Here is a 15566-nt window from a genome sequence, read left to right on the forward strand (position 1 = left end):
AATTGTCAGGCTTCCTGCAAATCCCGTTTTTCCATCAAACGGCTCCAGCCTGTTAAAATAATTGCACCGACTACCATTAATCCGCCTATCCAAGCGGTATGAATCAATCCGATTGAATCGGTGATCACACCGCCAAGGTATGAGCCAAGCGCAATCCCGGCATTAAAGGCAGCGATATTCATCGCGGATGCGACGTCAACTGCACTCGGGACAAAACGCTCAGCCAGCATAACGACATACACCTGAAGGCCAGGCACATTCATAAAGGCCAGCAATCCCATACAGAGAATGGTAATGAGGCCTGCTGTTTGGTATGGAGCCGTAAATGTGAGTACAAACAGAACGAGTGCCTGTACAATAAACATATAAAATAAAGCGGCAATCGGATTTCGGTTTGACAGCTTTCCGCCGATCATATTGCCGATTGCAATGGCGATTCCGTACCCGAGCAGGATCACTGCTACAGTTCCGGCTTTAAAGCCTGTTACTTCCTGAAGCAGGGGAGACAGATACGTGAATACAACGAATGTTCCTCCGTATCCAAGCGCTGTAATGAAAAATAAAAGCAATAACCGGCCGTTTGTCACAAGCTTCAATTGATCCCGCATTGTTGTTTTTGTCCCTTTTCGTAATTTGGACGGAACAAGAATGCCATTTGTAATGAAAGCAATGATTCCGACGGCGATAATGACCATAAAGGCAAAACGCCAGCCGAACTGCTGGCCGATAAACGTGCCGAAAGGAACTCCGGTTACAGTTGCCACAGTGAGGCCCGTAAACATAATCGAAATCGCGCTGGCCCTTTTATCCTCCGGGACAATATCTGCTGCGATCGTTGAACCGATCGACATAAACACTCCGTGTGAAAAAGCTGATATCACACGTGCTGCTAATAAAATCCCGATGCTCGAGGCCGTAGCGGCCATCGTATTCCCCGCAATAAAAATGAACATGATCCAAAGCAATAGCGTCTTTCGTGACATGCTTGAAGTCAATGAAGTTAAAATAGGGGCGCCGAATGTAACGCCAAGCGCATATAGGGAAACGGTCAATCCCGCTGTTGTGACAGGAATGTCCAGGTCATTTGCAATTAACGGCAAAAGGCCGACGCTGATAAATTCGGTTGTCCCTATGGCGAAAGCACTTACGGCCAACGCCAGTAATGCAGGAATGCTGCTTTTATTGGCTGAAGTCATTATAATCCTCCTTTGTGTCATGTGTTGTATGATTGAAATTCTGCCGAGTAAGCTATATAAATAAAAAAGAGCAGATTCAAATCAGCCGGCAAATGTGATTATGAAAGATATCGTCAAGAAAGAAAAGTACGTACTTTAAAGTGCTATAGTCACTTTTTGGTGCCTGTAAGGAGAATGAACAGTATGGAGAAGAAAAAATATAATATCTCTGTTGAAGCGACCCTTGAAGTCATCGGCGGGAAATGGAAATGCGTCATTTTATGCCATCTGACGCACGGAAAAAAACGCACGAATGAATTAAAGCGCCTGATGCCTAACATTACGCAAAAAATGCTGACCCAGCAGCTGCGTGAGCTGGAAGCGGACGGTGTCATAAACCGGATCGTGTATAACCAGGTTCCCCCTAAAGTGGAATACGAGCTCAGCGAATATGGCCGCAGCTTAGAAGGGATTTTAGACATGCTGTGTGCTTGGGGAGCGAATCATATAAACAGAGTGTACGGAGATACATTTTCTGTGTTAGAAGAAAGTGTGCTCAATGATAAGCTAAAACAGGAATCATAAAAAGAGCAGTCAGTGCGGAGCGCTGGCTGCTTTTTTGGATCTTACGCCTGATATTGTGTGCAAGAAAGCCTATGATGCATCATAAATTAGTGTTGTAATCGTTGATTTTTATCAATATGTACTGGCGAATTCGTTTTAATGTGTTATACTAATTTTAGATAGTAACAAATTAGGATGGCATAATTGATAAGGGGTGTCCAACATGAAGGTAAAAGTAGCGATAAACGGGTTTGGAAGAATCGGAAGAATGGTTTTTAGAAAAGCAATGTTAGACGATCAAATTCAACTAGTGGCCATTAACGCCAGCTATTCCGCAGAAACGCTGGCTCATTTAATAAAGTATGACACAATTCACGGCAGGTACGAAAAAGAGGTTGTGGTTAGTGAAGACAGCCTGATCGTAAATGGAAAGAAAGTGCTTTTGTTAAACAGCCGTGATCCAAAACAGCTTCCTTGGGGAGAATATGATATTGACATTGTCGTTGAAGCAACAGGGAAATTTAATTCAAAAGATAAAGCGATGGGCCATATAGAAGCGGGTGCGAAAAAGGTCATTCTGACTGCTCCGGGAAAAAATGAAGACGTTACCATTGTGATGGGCGTAAATGAGGATCAATTCGACGCTGACCGCCATGTCATCATTTCAAATGCATCATGCACGACAAACTGTCTTGCACCTGTCGTAAAAGTGCTTGATGAAGAATTTGGCATTGAGAGCGGCCTGATGACAACAGTCCACGCGTATACGAATGACCAAAAAAATATTGATAATCCGCACAAAGATTTGCGGCGGGCGCGGGCATGCGGCGAATCGATCATTCCGACGACAACCGGGGCAGCAAAGGCGCTTTCGCTCGTGCTGCCGCATCTGAAAGGAAAGCTTCACGGCCTCGCCTTGCGTGTCCCTGTACCAAACGTCTCACTAGTTGATCTTGTTGTCGATCTGAAAACTGACGTAACGGCTGAAGAGGTAAACGAGGCATTTAAGCAGGCGGCCAAAACGTCGATGTATGGTGTGCTTGATTATTCAGATGAACCGCTCGTTTCAACTGATTACAATACGAATCCTCACTCAGCGGTCATTGACGGGCTTACGACAATGGTAATGGAAGACAGGAAAGTCAAGGTGCTTGCATGGTATGACAACGAATGGGGCTACTCGTGCAGAGTGGTTGATCTGATCCGCCATGTAGCGGCACGAATGAAACATCCGTCTGCTGTATAAAATAAAGTCATGGACACATTTTAAAGAAAAAACCCTTAACAGCATATTTCTGAAAAAACGCACCTTGCAAATTAGACTTAAACACAGTATACTATTTTTCGTGAACTTCTTGCTTGAGACTGTTTCGGAATTACTTAAAGGGTTAGGACCTCTCCGGACTAACTTTCCCCCGTGGTAAATGGCCGACCCAGTTGTTGGAATTTCACTTTTTAATTCTTGTTAAGGGGGGTCCATGACTATGGAAACAATGGGGCGTCACGTTATCTCCGAGCTATGGGGATGCGATTTTGATAAGCTGAATGACATGGATTTTATTGAAAAAACGTTTGTAAATGCTGCTCTAAAATCAGGTGCTGAGGTGCGAGAGGTTGCATTTCACAAATTTGCACCGCAAGGCGTAAGCGGAGTTGTGATTATTTCTGAATCACACTTAACGATTCACAGTTTTCCTGAGCACGGATATGCGAGCATTGATGTTTATACTTGTGGAGACTTAGATCCTAATGTTGCTGCTGATTACATCGCAGAGGCATTGCATGCTGATACAAGAGAAAACATTGAAATACCGAGAGGAATGGGGCCTGTGCAAATTAAGCAGGCGCAAGCGAAAGTACTATAATGTAAACACGAACACAAAGGGAGCTGTAGCTAAAAAGCCATTATGCGCTTTTTAGCTTATGCTCCTTTTATTTTTATAAACAAACAAGGGCGGTCAGCTTTTTCTTTTTTCATTTTTTTTGTAAAATAAGAAAGAGATTTTCACAAACCACCTGATGCTGTAGATACAGCTTACACAACGGCTCTCCCGACAGATGGCTGTCACATTTATTTTGAAAAGGCGGAGGCTGCCGAAAATACATTGCAGGGAACGAAATAGTTGGGAGCTGATTTTATTGAAATGTCCTTCATGCCAGCATAACGGAACGCGAGTCCTTGATTCACGGCCTGTGGATGACGGAAAATCCATTCGCCGAAGACGCGAGTGCGAATCCTGCCACTACCGGTTTACAACCTTTGAGAAAGTGGAGGAAACCCCGCTGATCGTCGTGAAAAAAGAGGGCGTGCGTGAGGAATTCAGCAGAGAAAAAATGCTGCGCGGCCTCATAAAAGCATGTGAAAAAAGACCTGTTTCACTCAAAACGCTTGAAGACATGTGCTTTGATATTGAAAAAGAACTTCGCAATCAAGGCTGCTCTGAGGTGAAAAGCGAGCTTGTCGGAGAAATGGTCATGGACCGGCTGGCTAAGATTGATGAAGTCGCGTATGTGCGGTTCGCGTCCGTCTATCGGCAGTTTAAAGATATAAATGTCTTTATTGATGAATTAAAAGATTTAATAAAGAAAGAGCGTTAAAAGAGCTAAGAGGATTCTTCTAGCTCTTTTCTCATGTGCAAAATTGGCATTTGATAGATATAAGAAACGGTGTAAAATGAAAGGTAGAAACAAATTCGGAAGGTTTGAGAATGTATGGCTGACTATTGGAAAGATGTACTGCCTGTAGATCCGTATGTGGTCAAAAGCAGATCAATGCTGCAGGATATTGACAGACAAATTATCACACAACTGTATCAGCCCTTAATCGGCCCTGTTGCATTCTCTCTTTATATGACATTGTGGGGAGAGCTTGAACAAAACCGCCTGTGGGGCGGGGAGTCTACACATCGACAGCTGATGGGAATGACGCAGTCCAACTTAAAAACGATCCATCAGGAACAGGGAAAGCTCGAGGGCATCGGATTGCTGAAGGTATATATGAAAGAATCCGAGCGGCAGGAGCGCCTCTTTATATATGAACTTCTTCCGCCGCTTAGGCCAAACGAGTTTTTTGAAGACGGAATGCTGAATGTTTTCCTGTACAATAGAGTCGGGAAAACAAAATATCAGCAATTAAAACAATTCTTCACGCACCCGGCTATTTCAGAAGATGCGAAGGACATCACGCGGCCGTTTAATCATGCGTTTGAATCACTCCAGCCGAGTGAATGGAAGCTCACACCTCATATGGAGGAAACGGTGAGACTTGAGCCGGGCACAGAATATACTTCTGTCGGACAAGCTCCGTCTTACACCATAACGGAGGATGTATTTGATTTTGATTTGTTTTTAGCGGGGCTATCTGAGACGATGATTCCGAGAAAAGCGATGACCCAGCAGGTGCGGGAGACAATCAAAAAGCTATCTTATCTGTACGGCATAGACCCTTTGCAGATGCAAAATGTCGTCATGAGCGCCATTGATGAGCGTGACGTGATTACGACGGAGGCTTTAAGAAAAGCGGCAAGCGACTGGTATCAAATCGAGAGAAACGGACAGCTGCCTGACTTAGTGGAAAAAACACAGCCGATCCATTTGCGTGAAGGCGAAAAACCGGCCGAAGAGGATTCACTGGACGGGAAGCTGATCGCATTGCTTGAGGCAATTTCTCCGAAGAAGCTGCTGCAGGACATTGCCGACGGAACAGAGCCGTCAAAAGCTGATCTGAAAATCATAGAAGAAATTATGTTTGAACAAAAGCTCGAGCCAGGCGTCACAAATGTGTTAATTTATTATGTCATGCTGAAAACCGACATGAAGCTGTCGAAAAACTATATCCAAAAAATCGCCTCGCATTGGGCACGCAAAAAGGTAAAAACAGTCAGAGAAGCGATGAAGCTTGCGATAGAGGAAAACCGCCAGTACCTTGAATGGGCTGAAGGAAAAGCAAATCAGTCTTCGAAGCGAAACCAAAAAGTGATACGTGAAGAAAAACTGCCTGATTGGATGAAGAAAGAAAAAGAAACTGCGTCAGGTTCAGAGACCGGACAGCAGAAGCTGCATCCGCAGGATTTGGAAGAACAGAAGAAAAAGATGATGGAAGAAATGCAAAAACTGAAAAAATACTCTGCCTATTAAAGACAGAGATGCGGGGTGAAGGAATAGATGGAACCAATCGGCCGTTCCCTGCAGGGCGTAACCGGCAGGCCGGATTTCCAAAAACGTCTTGAGCAAATGAAGGCTAAAGTGATGAAAGATCAAGATGTTCAGGCCTTTTTGAAGGAAAACGAAGAAGTGATTGACCAAAAAATGATCGAAAAGAGCTTAAATAAGCTTTATGAATATATCGGGCAAAGCAAGAATTGCTCCTACTGTTCAGATGATGAAGATTGCAACAATTTATTGGAGGGCTACCATCCGAAGCTTGTTGTCAATGGACGTGCTATTGATATCGAGTATTATGAATGTCCGGTCAAACGGAAGCTCGACCAGCAGAAAAAACAAAAGTCTCTTATGAAAAGCATGTATATCCAGAAGGATCTCCTCGGAGCGACGTTCCAGCAGGTCGATATCAGTGACCCGAGCAGGCTTGCGATGTTCCAGCATGTTACAGATTTTCTGAAAAGCTATAATGAGACGGGAAAAGGGAAAGGACTGTATTTATACGGGAAGTTCGGGGTAGGAAAAACGTTTATGCTCGCTGCGATTGCCAATGAGCTGGCGGAAAAAGAGTATTCCTCCATGATCGTCTATGTGCCCGAATTTGTGAGAGAGCTTAAGAATTCGCTGCAAGACCAGACATTGGAAGAGAAGCTTAACATGGTAAAAACAACACCCGTATTGATGCTTGATGACATCGGAGCAGAATCAATGACAAGCTGGGTAAGGGATGAAGTCATCGGAACGGTGCTTCAGCACAGAATGTCCCAGCAGCTGCCAACGTTCTTTTCTTCTAATTTCTCACCTGACGAGCTGAAGCATCATTTTACGTATTCGCAGAGGGGAGAAAAAGAAGAAGTAAAAGCGGCAAGATTAATGGAGCGGATATTATATCTGGCTGCTCCGATCCGCCTTGACGGAGAAAACCGCCGACATCCATAATTGCTGCGGTTCAAAGGGGAAGGAACTGAGGGTATGAAACGAAAAACGGCTGTTAAATGGCTGGCAGTGCTTGCAGGTGCTGGTTTACTCTATTGGGGAAATAAAACGTATTTGAATGTATCGCCGAAAGAAATCAGGGTATGGATATTGTCATTTGGGGTCTTTGCGCCGCTTATGTTTATCGGGATATCCATCGTCAGGCCTCTTGTTTTATTTCCGGTATCTGTTATTTCTATAGCGGGCGGACTTGCGTTCGGTCCGCTTCTCGGCACACTTTACACTTTATTCGGTTCGATGTGCGCTTCAGCTGTATCGTTTTTTGCGGCCGGATTGTTTGCGGGAAAAAAGAACAGTCATTACGAAAAGCTGGAAGCCATCCAGAAGCAGATGGAGGATAGCGGATTTTTTTATATCTTTCTTTTAAGAATCCTGCCGATCAATTTTGATTTTGTCAGCTATGCGGCAGGCCTTTCCAATGTCAAAGCGCTCCCGTATTTTGCGGCGACGGCCGCGGGAATCATTCCTGGGACGATTGCGCTTAATGTGCTGGGTGCGAGCTTTTTGGCTGGCAATCTGCCCGCTTTCTTTATGGTGCTCGCTTTGTATATCGTGTTTATCTCACTGCCGTTCATCTTCAGAAAGAAAATGCAAAACTTGTTCCAAGAATCAAATTAAGATTTGCCAGTGACCTTTACGTCTATTTTAAAAACATCCCCCATATACTTGTAACAGATGCCGTAAGGGGGGACAAACATGCTTGAAATAATCTTTGAAGATGACCATGATGCAGCTGCTTTTTTACATCTCATTCAGCATTCGGACGATCGGAACAATATCATTGTCCGTGAAGGCATACGAAAAATCGGGATTGAAAAGGCGAAGCCGGCTTTCTCTATTCAGCGTTTTATGGAGCCGATTCTGGTCAAATTTTTTTTAGAATGCAAAGAAGACGAGCATATGCTGTCATTAATTGAGGGAACATATTTCTTCACGGACCAGGATGAACAGCAGCAAATCCTTCAGCTCGCACACAGTATTATTGAAGGAGAAGCTGACGACTTTCCGTTTGAGCCGCTCAAGCTTTCGCGGAAACAATCTATTTTGGATGAACTTCAAACGATCTGTTTAGAGGAAGGCGTATTTTCCATTCGTTCCTTTCAGACCTTCCGACTCGGACAATATTACAAGCAGCTGAGAGATATTACGGAAGCGGCGATAGATGAATATAAGATGGAACAGGAATATCAAAATTTTATTCAAACACTCAGAGACTATGTAACAGCCAAACAGCCGCGAATCAAAAAGGTGCATATTGTCCATGATGGATCATTCACAATATGGGAGCTGCGCTATGTGCCGGAACGGGAAAAAATGAAATACATAGACAGGCGATTTGTCCGGGATCATCCTATGTACATTGATTCTCATTTGCTCGCGCCGCTGATTTCCATCGCGCCTGATGAAGTGGTGCTCTATACCGACCAGCCCGAGCACATGATGGCAAGGACCATTCAAAACGTATTTCAAGAGAGAATGGAAATGCTTCCTCTGCATGCTTTTACGGACACAGAAATACCGGTAAAGCACTCAGAAGGATAAGAACCGGCAGCCTGTATATATAAGGCTGTCGGTTTGGAAAAAAGGAAATGCGAGCGTGTTGATTTTTTGGAATGAACAATTTATAATACATAGGAGATTAAGAAAGACACACGTATTGATAAGGACATGAAGGAATGATACCGGCTCAAAGAGAGGGAAGCCACGGCTGAAAGCTTCCCAGCTAAGGACCATTCGCTTTACCGCCTTTGAACTTCAGCTGTGAACCCCTTTGACAAGGAGCAGTAATGGCTGACGGGAACTCCCGTTATAGAGCTTAGAGCCGCAGGAGCCATGAGTTGGCTTTGCGGAAAAAAGGGTGGAACCACGATTCCGTTTATTCAACCTCGTCCCTTTCATAGGGGGCGGGGTTTTTATATGCAAAAAAAGGAGTGACAAAGATGTCAGATATGGTAAAAATCACATTTCCTGATGGAGCAGTCAAGGAGTTTGCGAAAGGAACAACAACAGAAGATATCGCGGCATCCATCAGTCCGGGATTAAAGAAGAAATCATTAGCCGGAAAACTGAACGGAAAAGAAATCGATTTGAGAACACCGATTAATGAGGACGGTACAGTGGAAATCATTACAGAAGGCTCAGAAGAAGGTCTTCAAATTATGCGCCACAGTACGGCTCACTTGCTGGCTCAAGCGATTAAACGCATATACAAAGATGTCAAATTCGGTGTCGGTCCGGTGATCGAAAACGGTTTTTACTATGATGTAGAAATGGAAGAAGCGATTACTCCGGAAGATCTGCCGAAAATTGAGAAAGAAATGAAAAAAATCGTCAATGCGAACCTTCCGATCGTTCGAAAAGAAGTCAGCCGTGAAGAAGCGAAAGCCCGTTTTGCAGAAATCGGCGACGATCTGAAGCTTGAACTATTGGATGCGATTCCTGAAGGAGAAACTGTTTCGATCTATGAGCAAGGCGAATTCTTTGACCTGTGCCGCGGCGTACACGTTCCTTCAACAGGAAAAATCAAAGAGTTTAAGCTGCTAAGTCTTGCAGGCGCATACTGGCGCGGTGACAGCAACAACCAAATGCTTCAGCGCGTATACGGCACCGCCTTCTTCAAAAAAGCTGATCTTGAAGAGCATCTTCGTATGCTTGAGGAAGCGAAAGAGCGTGACCACAGAAAGCTCGGCAAAGAATTAAAGCTGTTTGCAAATTCTCAAAAAGTCGGACAAGGCCTGCCGCTTTGGCTGCCAAAAGGCGCGACAATCCGCCGCGTAATCGAGCGCTATATTGTTGATAAAGAAATCAGCCTCGGCTATGAGCACGTATACACACCTGTGCTTGGAAGCAAAGAGCTGTATGAAACATCTGGACACTGGGATCATTATCAAGAAGGCATGTTCCCTCCGATGGAAATGGATAATGAAACACTTGTGCTCCGTCCGATGAACTGTCCGCACCATATGATGATCTATAAAAACGACATCCACAGCTACCGCGAGCTTCCGATTCGTATTGCGGAGCTAGGAACAATGCACCGCTATGAAATGTCAGGTGCGCTGTCAGGTCTTCAGCGCGTGCGCGGCATGACATTAAACGATGCACACATCTTTGTGCGCCCCGATCAAATTAAGGATGAGTTTATCCGTACTGTCCGTTTAATCCAGGAAGTATATGAAGACTTCGGCTTAAGTGATTACACTTTCCGTCTGTCTTACCGTGATCCGGAAGACACAGAGAAATATTTTGATGATGATGAAATGTGGAACAAAGCGCAATCCATGCTGAAAGAGGCAATGGACGAAATCGGCCATGACTATTACGAAGCAGAAGGTGAAGCGGCATTCTACGGTCCTAAACTAGATGTTCAGGTGAAAACAGCGATCGGCAAAGAAGAAACATTGTCTACAGTTCAGCTTGATTTCTTATTGCCTGAACGGTTCGATCTGACTTATATCGGTGAAGACGGCAAGCAGCACCGTCCGGTTGTTATTCACAGAGGTGTCGTATCAACAATGGAACGCTTTGTTGCCTTCTTAATTGAAGAGCACAAAGGCGCGCTGCCAACATGGCTTGCACCGGTTCAATTCCAAGTCATCCCGGTTTCCCCGGCTGTGCATTTAGACTACGCGAAAAAAGTGCAGGAACGCCTGCAGCGTGAAGGCCTCCGTGTAGAAGTCGACAGCCGCGATGAAAAAATCGGCTACAAAATCCGTGAAGCGCAAATGCAAAAAATTCCGTACATGCTTGTGGTCGGTGACCAAGAAGCAGAAAACGGAGCGGTAAACGTTCGTAAGTACGGAGAACAGAAATCTGACACCATTTCACTTGATGATTTTGTGAAAAAGGCAGTAGCTGAAGCGAAAAAATAAGATAAAAAGCATGATCTCATTGAAGAGATCATGCTTTTTTATTTCTCCAATATAGGAAACAAATCATGAAGGCTGCTGATGATGTAATCAGGCGTTACGTCAGTTTCTTTTTTCTTATCCGTCCGGTTGATCCAGACGGTTTTGATTCCGGCTCTTGAAGCGCCTAAAATATCAGTATTCAAATTATCGCCGACCATGATCGCATCATCTTTTTCAATATTCATCAGCTTAAGGCAGTGTTCAAAAATGGAAACATCCGGTTTCCCTTTGCCGAAAGCGCCTGAAATGACGATTTCATTGAAATAAGGGGTGAGCTCAGGCACGCCGGCGAGCTTCTCCTTTTGCAGGCTCGGATCGCCGTTTGTCAAAAGCAGCAATTCATACTTGCTCTTTAGTTGATCGAGTACAGCAAATGTCTCATCATATACAAACGGGCGTCTTCTGCGCTCTGCCGCAAAAAACTCTCCTAAAAATTCGCCGTATGCCGGATCATCGATGCCAAGCGCCTTCAGTCCGTTTGTCCATGCGTTTCTTCTATACTCCGGCACAATCTTGTTCAGCTTCTGAAATCCTTCACTGATCGGCTCTGAGAAATTGGACCACAGGCCTTCAAACGGGTTAATGCCGATCATCACTGTATATGGATACGTCTCATAAGACATGTACAATTCTCTCGCCGCTTCGCGAACAGCTTCTTCGAATTTCTGCGGGTCAAGGCCATATTTTTTCTCCGCCTGTAAACAAGTTTCTGCAAATGTTGTGCTGACGCTTTTTTCGTCCCAAAGTAGTGTGTCGTCTAAATCAAAAAATACGGCTTTCATGATCTTCTCCTCTGCTTCAGATTCAAATCTTTCTGCCAAAAGGCTCATGTTTTATTTTACAATAGATAATAGCCTTGTGAAATATGTTTTCAGATGATTTTAAAAAAACAGTCAGCCATGAAACTCCTGCCGAAACATGCTAGAATGAAAGCGAAAGAACAGGTGACATGCATGATTCATTTAATGATTATGATGCTTGAGAGGGTAGGGATTATTGTTATACTGGGGTTCATTCTCGCCCATACGAAGCTTTTCAGACAAGCGCTGCAACATCAGGACGGCTATAAAGGGAAAGCCGTATTAATTTCTATTTTTTCTCTCTTCAGCATCATCAGTAATTATACAGGCATTGAAATTCAAAAAAATATGATTGTGAACAATGACTGGGTGTTTGCGATCGATCCGTCTGGCTCCATTGCGAATACCCGTATTTTAGGCGTGGAAATCGGAGGCCTTCTCGGAGGCCCGTTTGTAGGGGCTGGAATCGGCGTACTGGCGGGGCTGCATCGTTTTTCGCTCGGCGGCAGCACGGCCTTAAGCTGTGCGGTATCATCTGTTTTAGCAGGTGTTCTTGCAGGCTTGATCGGCAGGTATTTTACGAAGCGCTACCGAATGCCGACGCCGCGTGTCGCCGCACTTGTGGGAATCGGCATGGAGTCACTGCAAATGATTATTATTTTGCTGATGGCAAAGCCGTTCAGTGACGCTTGGGAGCTTGTCAGCATGATCGGGATTCCAATGATACTCATCAATGGGACTGGCAGTTTTATTTTTCTGTCGATTATTCAAGCGATCAATCGCAAGGAAGAGCAGGCAAGGGCGCTTGAAACGCACCGAGTACTGACAATTGCTGATCAGACGCTTCCATTTTTTCGCCAAGGACTAAATGAAAACTCCTGTAAAAGTGTAGCCGCTATTATCCATAAGCTGACCGGAACGGATGCGGTGTCTCTCACTGATAAAGAAAAGATCCTTGCGCATGTCGGCGCGGGAATGGATCATCACATCCCATCAAAAAGCTTGATCACCGGCCTGTCCAAAAAGGTGATTAAAACAGGGCAAATTATGAAGGCGATTTCACAGGAAGAGATTGAATGCACACATTCTGAATGCCCTTTGCACGCGGCAATTGTCCTGCCGCTGACATCAAACGGAAATACAATCGGCACCTTAAAAATGTACTTTAAAAATCCGGCAGGCCTGAGTCAGGTAGAGGAGGAGCTTGCTGAGGGGCTGGCCATGCTGTTTTCGACACAGCTTGAGCTTGGGGAAGCAGAGCTGCAAAGCAAGCTTCTCAAGGATGCTGAAATCAAAGCGCTTCAAGCACAGGTGAATCCGCATTTTTTATTTAATGCGATCAATACAATTTCTGCGTTATGCCGCACGGATGTTGAAAAAACCCGTAAGCTCTTATTGCAGCTCAGCGTTTATTTTCGTTCAAACCTTCAAGGAGCGAGACAGCTGCTGATTCCGCTCTCAAAGGAGCTGAACCATCTTCACGCTTATTTGTCATTAGAGCAGGCGCGTTTTCCCGGGAAATATAAGATTGAGCTCAATATCGACAGCAGGCTGGAGCAGATTGAAATTCCTCCGTTTGTTTTACAGGTGCTTGTGGAGAACGCGCTTCGGCATGCGTTTCCGAAGAAACAAGACATGTGCAAAGTTACGGTCTGTGTCTTATCTGATGATACATCCGTCTATATGAAGGTGACGGATAACGGACGGGGAATTCCGCCAGACATCCTTCCGGAGCTGGGAAAGAAACCGTTTCCGTCTAAGGAGGGAACCGGTACGGCGCTCTATAACCTGAATCAGCGCCTGATTGGTTTATTCGGACAGCAGGCCGCACTGAATATCAGGAGTGAGGTTCAGAAAGGGACAGAGGTTTCCTTTCGAGTGCCAATGCAACATATGAAAGAGGGAGAAGAACATGCTCAGGGTGTTAATAGTTGATGATGAGATGCTGGCAAGGGATGAACTGGCTTACTTGCTCAAGCGGACCAATGAGGAAATGGAAATCAATGAAGCGGAAAATATTGAATCTGCTTTTGACCAAATGATGGATCAAAAGCCTGACTTGCTGTTTTTAGACGTTGATTTATCCGGAGAAAACGGTTTTGATATTGCAAAGAGATTGAAGAACATGAAGCATCCTCCTGCTGTTGTGTTTGCGACGGCATATGACCAGTATGCACTCAAAGCATTTGAGGTGGACGCCCTTGATTATTTAACCAAGCCTTTCGATGAGGAAAGAATTCAGCAAACGCTGAAAAAATATAAAAAAGTCAATCGGGATATTGTTGAAACAGATCAGAGCAGTCATTCCGGCCAGCACAAACTCGCACTATCTGTAGGAGAATCAATAGTGATCGTAGATACGAAGGACATTATCTATGCCGGAACGGAAGATGGTCACGTCAATGTAAAAACCTTCGATACATCGTATACGGTCAGCGATACGCTCGTTGTCATTGAGAAAAAGCTGTCTGATGCTGGTTTTATCCGCGTCCATCGGAGCTTTGTCGTCAATACCGAATATCTTAAAGAAATTCAGCCGTGGTTTAATTCAACCTATAACCTGATTATGAAAGATGGATCAAAAATACCGGTCAGCCGGACATATGCGAAGGAATTGAAAAAGCTGCTCCATATTTGATGGGCGGCTTTTTGCATTTCAGCCATTTGTTTCTGCAACTCAGTCCCGCTATTCGGCATGTTATCTTGTAAGCGCTTTATAACAAGGGATTCTTATTTATAATGGGGGTACCAAAGAGAAAGAGGTGAAGAAAATGAGTGCTAAAAAAGTGTACGGGTTTTTAACACAAGCATTTATTTTTGCCGTCATTATGCTGGTTTCAAATATGATTGCCGCTATTGTCCCAATCCCTATCCCGGCATCGGTTGTAGGGTTGGTCTTATTATTTCTCCTATTATGTTTGAAAGTCATTAAACTGGAACAAGTAGAAACGCTCGGAACGTCTTTAACCTCTCTGATCGGATTTTTATTTGTTCCGTCTGGTATATCTGTTATGAATTCGCTTGGTGTGATGCAGCAATACGGTCTGCAAATTGTTCTTGTCATTCTGCTTGCGACCATTATATTGCTGGGGGCTACGGGATTGTTTTCTCAGCTGATTCTTTCAATCAGCGGAAAACGCAAGACTGCGGCAGACGTGAAAACAACAAAAACAGTGCAAAGCCCGCAGAACAATAACGAACTCGTTCACCATTAAGGAAACAGGAGGTTCATCAGATGGAAAGCACAATGAGTCCTTATTTCGGAATTGTCGTATCACTTGCTGCATTCGGCATCGGCACCTTTTTATTCAAGAAAACGAAAGGCTTCTTCCTTTTCACTCCTTTGTTTGTTGCCATGGTGCTTGGGATCGCATTTTTAAAAATCGGCGGTTTTTCCTACGCGGACTATAATAACGGAGGAGAAATCATTAAGTTTTTCCTTGAACCGGCGACGATCGCTTTTGCCATTCCTTTGTACAAACAAAGAGACAAGCTCAAAAAATATTGGTGGCAAATCATGTCCTCCATTATTGTCGGCTCTATCTGCTCTGTCACGATTGTTTATTTGCTTGCAAAAGGCATTCATCTCGATTCGGCTGTCATGAAAAGCATGCTGCCGCAGGCTGCAACAACGGCAATTGCGCTTCCGTTATCAAAAGACATCGGAGGCATTAGCGACATCACTGCCTTTGCGGTCATCTTTAACGCTGTCATTGTATATGCGCTCGGGGCATTGTTCTTAAAGGTGTTTAAAGTAAAGAATCCGATTTCTAAAGGATTGGCTCTCGGAACGTCCGGACATGCACTCGGTGTAGCGGTCGGGATCGAGATGGGAGAAGTTGAAGCTGCGATGGCAAGTATCGCTGTTGTCGTAGTAGGAGTGGTAACGGTTCTGGTCATACCTGTTTTCATGCAGCTGATCGGAGGATAAGCCAAGGCTGAATGCCTTGGCTTTTTTT

Annotated in this window: 15 protein-coding genes; 13 read left to right on the forward strand and 2 right to left on the reverse strand. The window is 44.5% G+C overall.

Features of this window, described 5'->3' with window-relative positions; translation table 11 throughout:
* Window positions 1–5 precede the first annotated feature (5 nt).
* The gene (locus MOC09_RS10280; RefSeq protein ID WP_268367070.1) at window positions 6–1196 is read right to left on the reverse strand and encodes an MFS transporter; all 1191 of its coding nucleotides are present in this window, start codon (window positions 1194–1196) and stop codon (window positions 6–8) included.
* Window positions 1197–1379: 183 nt separating this feature from the next.
* Here MOC09_RS10280 and MOC09_RS10285 point away from each other — a divergent pair, with 183 nt between their 5' ends.
* From MOC09_RS10285 to thrS, 9 genes are all read left to right on the forward strand, one after another.
* Window positions 1380–1760, forward strand: a complete 381-nt coding sequence (locus MOC09_RS10285; protein ID WP_268359014.1) for a winged helix-turn-helix transcriptional regulator — start codon at window positions 1380–1382, stop codon at window positions 1758–1760.
* Between the two features lie 202 nt (window positions 1761–1962).
* On the forward strand, window positions 1963–2985 hold the full coding sequence (locus MOC09_RS10290; RefSeq protein WP_268370435.1) for a glyceraldehyde-3-phosphate dehydrogenase: 1023 nt from the start codon (window positions 1963–1965) through the stop codon (window positions 2983–2985).
* Window positions 2986–3223: 238 nt separating this feature from the next.
* Complete coding sequence (gene speD, locus MOC09_RS10295) at window positions 3224–3604, forward strand: adenosylmethionine decarboxylase (protein WP_003223584.1); 381 nt, start codon at window positions 3224–3226, stop codon at window positions 3602–3604.
* Between the two features lie 274 nt (window positions 3605–3878).
* Window positions 3879–4337, forward strand: coding sequence for a transcriptional regulator NrdR (gene nrdR / locus MOC09_RS10300; RefSeq protein ID WP_003223586.1), 459 nt, complete (start codon window positions 3879–3881; stop codon window positions 4335–4337).
* 114 nt (window positions 4338–4451) lie between these two features.
* Window positions 4452–5876, forward strand: coding sequence for a replication initiation membrane attachment protein DnaB (gene dnaB, locus MOC09_RS10305; RefSeq protein WP_268359017.1), 1425 nt, complete (start codon window positions 4452–4454; stop codon window positions 5874–5876).
* Window positions 5877–5903: 27 nt separating this feature from the next.
* Entirely contained in the window at window positions 5904–6839 is a 936-nt protein-coding gene (dnaI, locus tag MOC09_RS10310) for a primosomal protein DnaI (RefSeq protein ID WP_268370437.1), read from the forward strand.
* Window positions 6840–6872: 33 nt separating this feature from the next.
* Window positions 6873–7514: a TVP38/TMEM64 family protein gene (locus MOC09_RS10315; RefSeq protein ID WP_268370439.1), complete on the forward strand. Its 642-nt coding sequence runs from the start codon at window positions 6873–6875 to the stop codon at window positions 7512–7514.
* 78 nt (window positions 7515–7592) lie between these two features.
* Window positions 7593–8438 (forward strand): putative sporulation protein YtxC, encoded by an 846-nt coding sequence (gene ytxC / locus MOC09_RS10320; protein WP_268359023.1) that lies wholly within the window; start codon window positions 7593–7595, stop codon window positions 8436–8438.
* A 398-nt stretch (window positions 8439–8836) separates the two neighbouring features.
* Entirely contained in the window at window positions 8837–10768 is a 1932-nt protein-coding gene (gene thrS, locus MOC09_RS10325) for a threonine--tRNA ligase (protein ID WP_268367071.1), read from the forward strand.
* A 38-nt stretch (window positions 10769–10806) separates the two neighbouring features.
* Here the strand turns inward: thrS and MOC09_RS10330 are convergent, their stop codons facing one another.
* Window positions 10807–11589, reverse strand: a complete 783-nt coding sequence (locus MOC09_RS10330; protein ID WP_268370441.1) for an HAD family hydrolase — start codon at window positions 11587–11589, stop codon at window positions 10807–10809.
* A 171-nt stretch (window positions 11590–11760) separates the two neighbouring features.
* On the opposite strand from MOC09_RS10330, the gene lytS reads away from it, so the two are divergent.
* From lytS to lrgB, 4 genes are all read left to right on the forward strand, one after another.
* Window positions 11761–13542 (forward strand): two-component system sensor histidine kinase LytS, encoded by a 1782-nt coding sequence (lytS, locus tag MOC09_RS10335; protein WP_268359028.1) that lies wholly within the window; start codon window positions 11761–11763, stop codon window positions 13540–13542.
* On the forward strand, window positions 13520–14245 hold the full coding sequence (gene lytT, locus MOC09_RS10340; RefSeq protein ID WP_268370443.1) for a two-component system response regulator LytT: 726 nt from the start codon (window positions 13520–13522) through the stop codon (window positions 14243–14245). Before lytS ends, lytT begins: the two co-directional genes overlap by 23 nt.
* A 133-nt stretch (window positions 14246–14378) precedes the next feature.
* Entirely contained in the window at window positions 14379–14822 is a 444-nt protein-coding gene (gene lrgA, locus MOC09_RS10345; protein ID WP_268359031.1) for an antiholin-like murein hydrolase modulator LrgA, read from the forward strand.
* Between the two features lie 20 nt (window positions 14823–14842).
* The gene (gene lrgB / locus MOC09_RS10350; RefSeq protein WP_100275556.1) at window positions 14843–15538 is read left to right on the forward strand and encodes an antiholin-like protein LrgB; all 696 of its coding nucleotides are present in this window, start codon (window positions 14843–14845) and stop codon (window positions 15536–15538) included.
* Window positions 15539–15566: the final 28 nt, after the last annotated feature.

This window comes from Bacillus sp. N12A5 (genome assembly GCF_026790125.1).
GTDB lineage: Bacteria > Bacillota > Bacilli > Bacillales > Bacillaceae > Bacillus.

Coding starts and splice junctions, on each gene's coding strand:
- MOC09_RS10290 (WP_268370435.1), top strand. CDS start 1,963: ATGAAGGTAAAAGTAGCGATAAACGGGTTTGGAAGAATCGGAAGAATG.
- thrS (WP_268367071.1), top strand. CDS start 8,837: ATGTCAGATATGGTAAAAATCACATTTCCTGATGGAGCAGTCAAGGAG.
- MOC09_RS10330 (WP_268370441.1), bottom strand. CDS start 11,589: ATGAAAGCCGTATTTTTTGATTTAGACGACACACTACTTTGGGACGAA.
- MOC09_RS10315 (WP_268370439.1), top strand. CDS start 6,873: ATGAAACGAAAAACGGCTGTTAAATGGCTGGCAGTGCTTGCAGGTGCT.
- lrgB (WP_100275556.1), top strand. CDS start 14,843: ATGGAAAGCACAATGAGTCCTTATTTCGGAATTGTCGTATCACTTGCT.
- lytS (WP_268359028.1), top strand. CDS start 11,761: ATGATTCATTTAATGATTATGATGCTTGAGAGGGTAGGGATTATTGTT.
- dnaI (WP_268370437.1), top strand. CDS start 5,904: ATGGAACCAATCGGCCGTTCCCTGCAGGGCGTAACCGGCAGGCCGGAT.
- lytT (WP_268370443.1), top strand. CDS start 13,520: ATGCTCAGGGTGTTAATAGTTGATGATGAGATGCTGGCAAGGGATGAA.
- speD (WP_003223584.1), top strand. CDS start 3,224: ATGGAAACAATGGGGCGTCACGTTATCTCCGAGCTATGGGGATGCGAT.
- dnaB (WP_268359017.1), top strand. CDS start 4,452: ATGGCTGACTATTGGAAAGATGTACTGCCTGTAGATCCGTATGTGGTC.
- MOC09_RS10280 (WP_268367070.1), bottom strand. CDS start 1,196: ATGACTTCAGCCAATAAAAGCAGCATTCCTGCATTACTGGCGTTGGCC.
- lrgA (WP_268359031.1), top strand. CDS start 14,379: ATGAGTGCTAAAAAAGTGTACGGGTTTTTAACACAAGCATTTATTTTT.
- MOC09_RS10285 (WP_268359014.1), top strand. CDS start 1,380: ATGGAGAAGAAAAAATATAATATCTCTGTTGAAGCGACCCTTGAAGTC.
- ytxC (WP_268359023.1), top strand. CDS start 7,593: ATGCTTGAAATAATCTTTGAAGATGACCATGATGCAGCTGCTTTTTTA.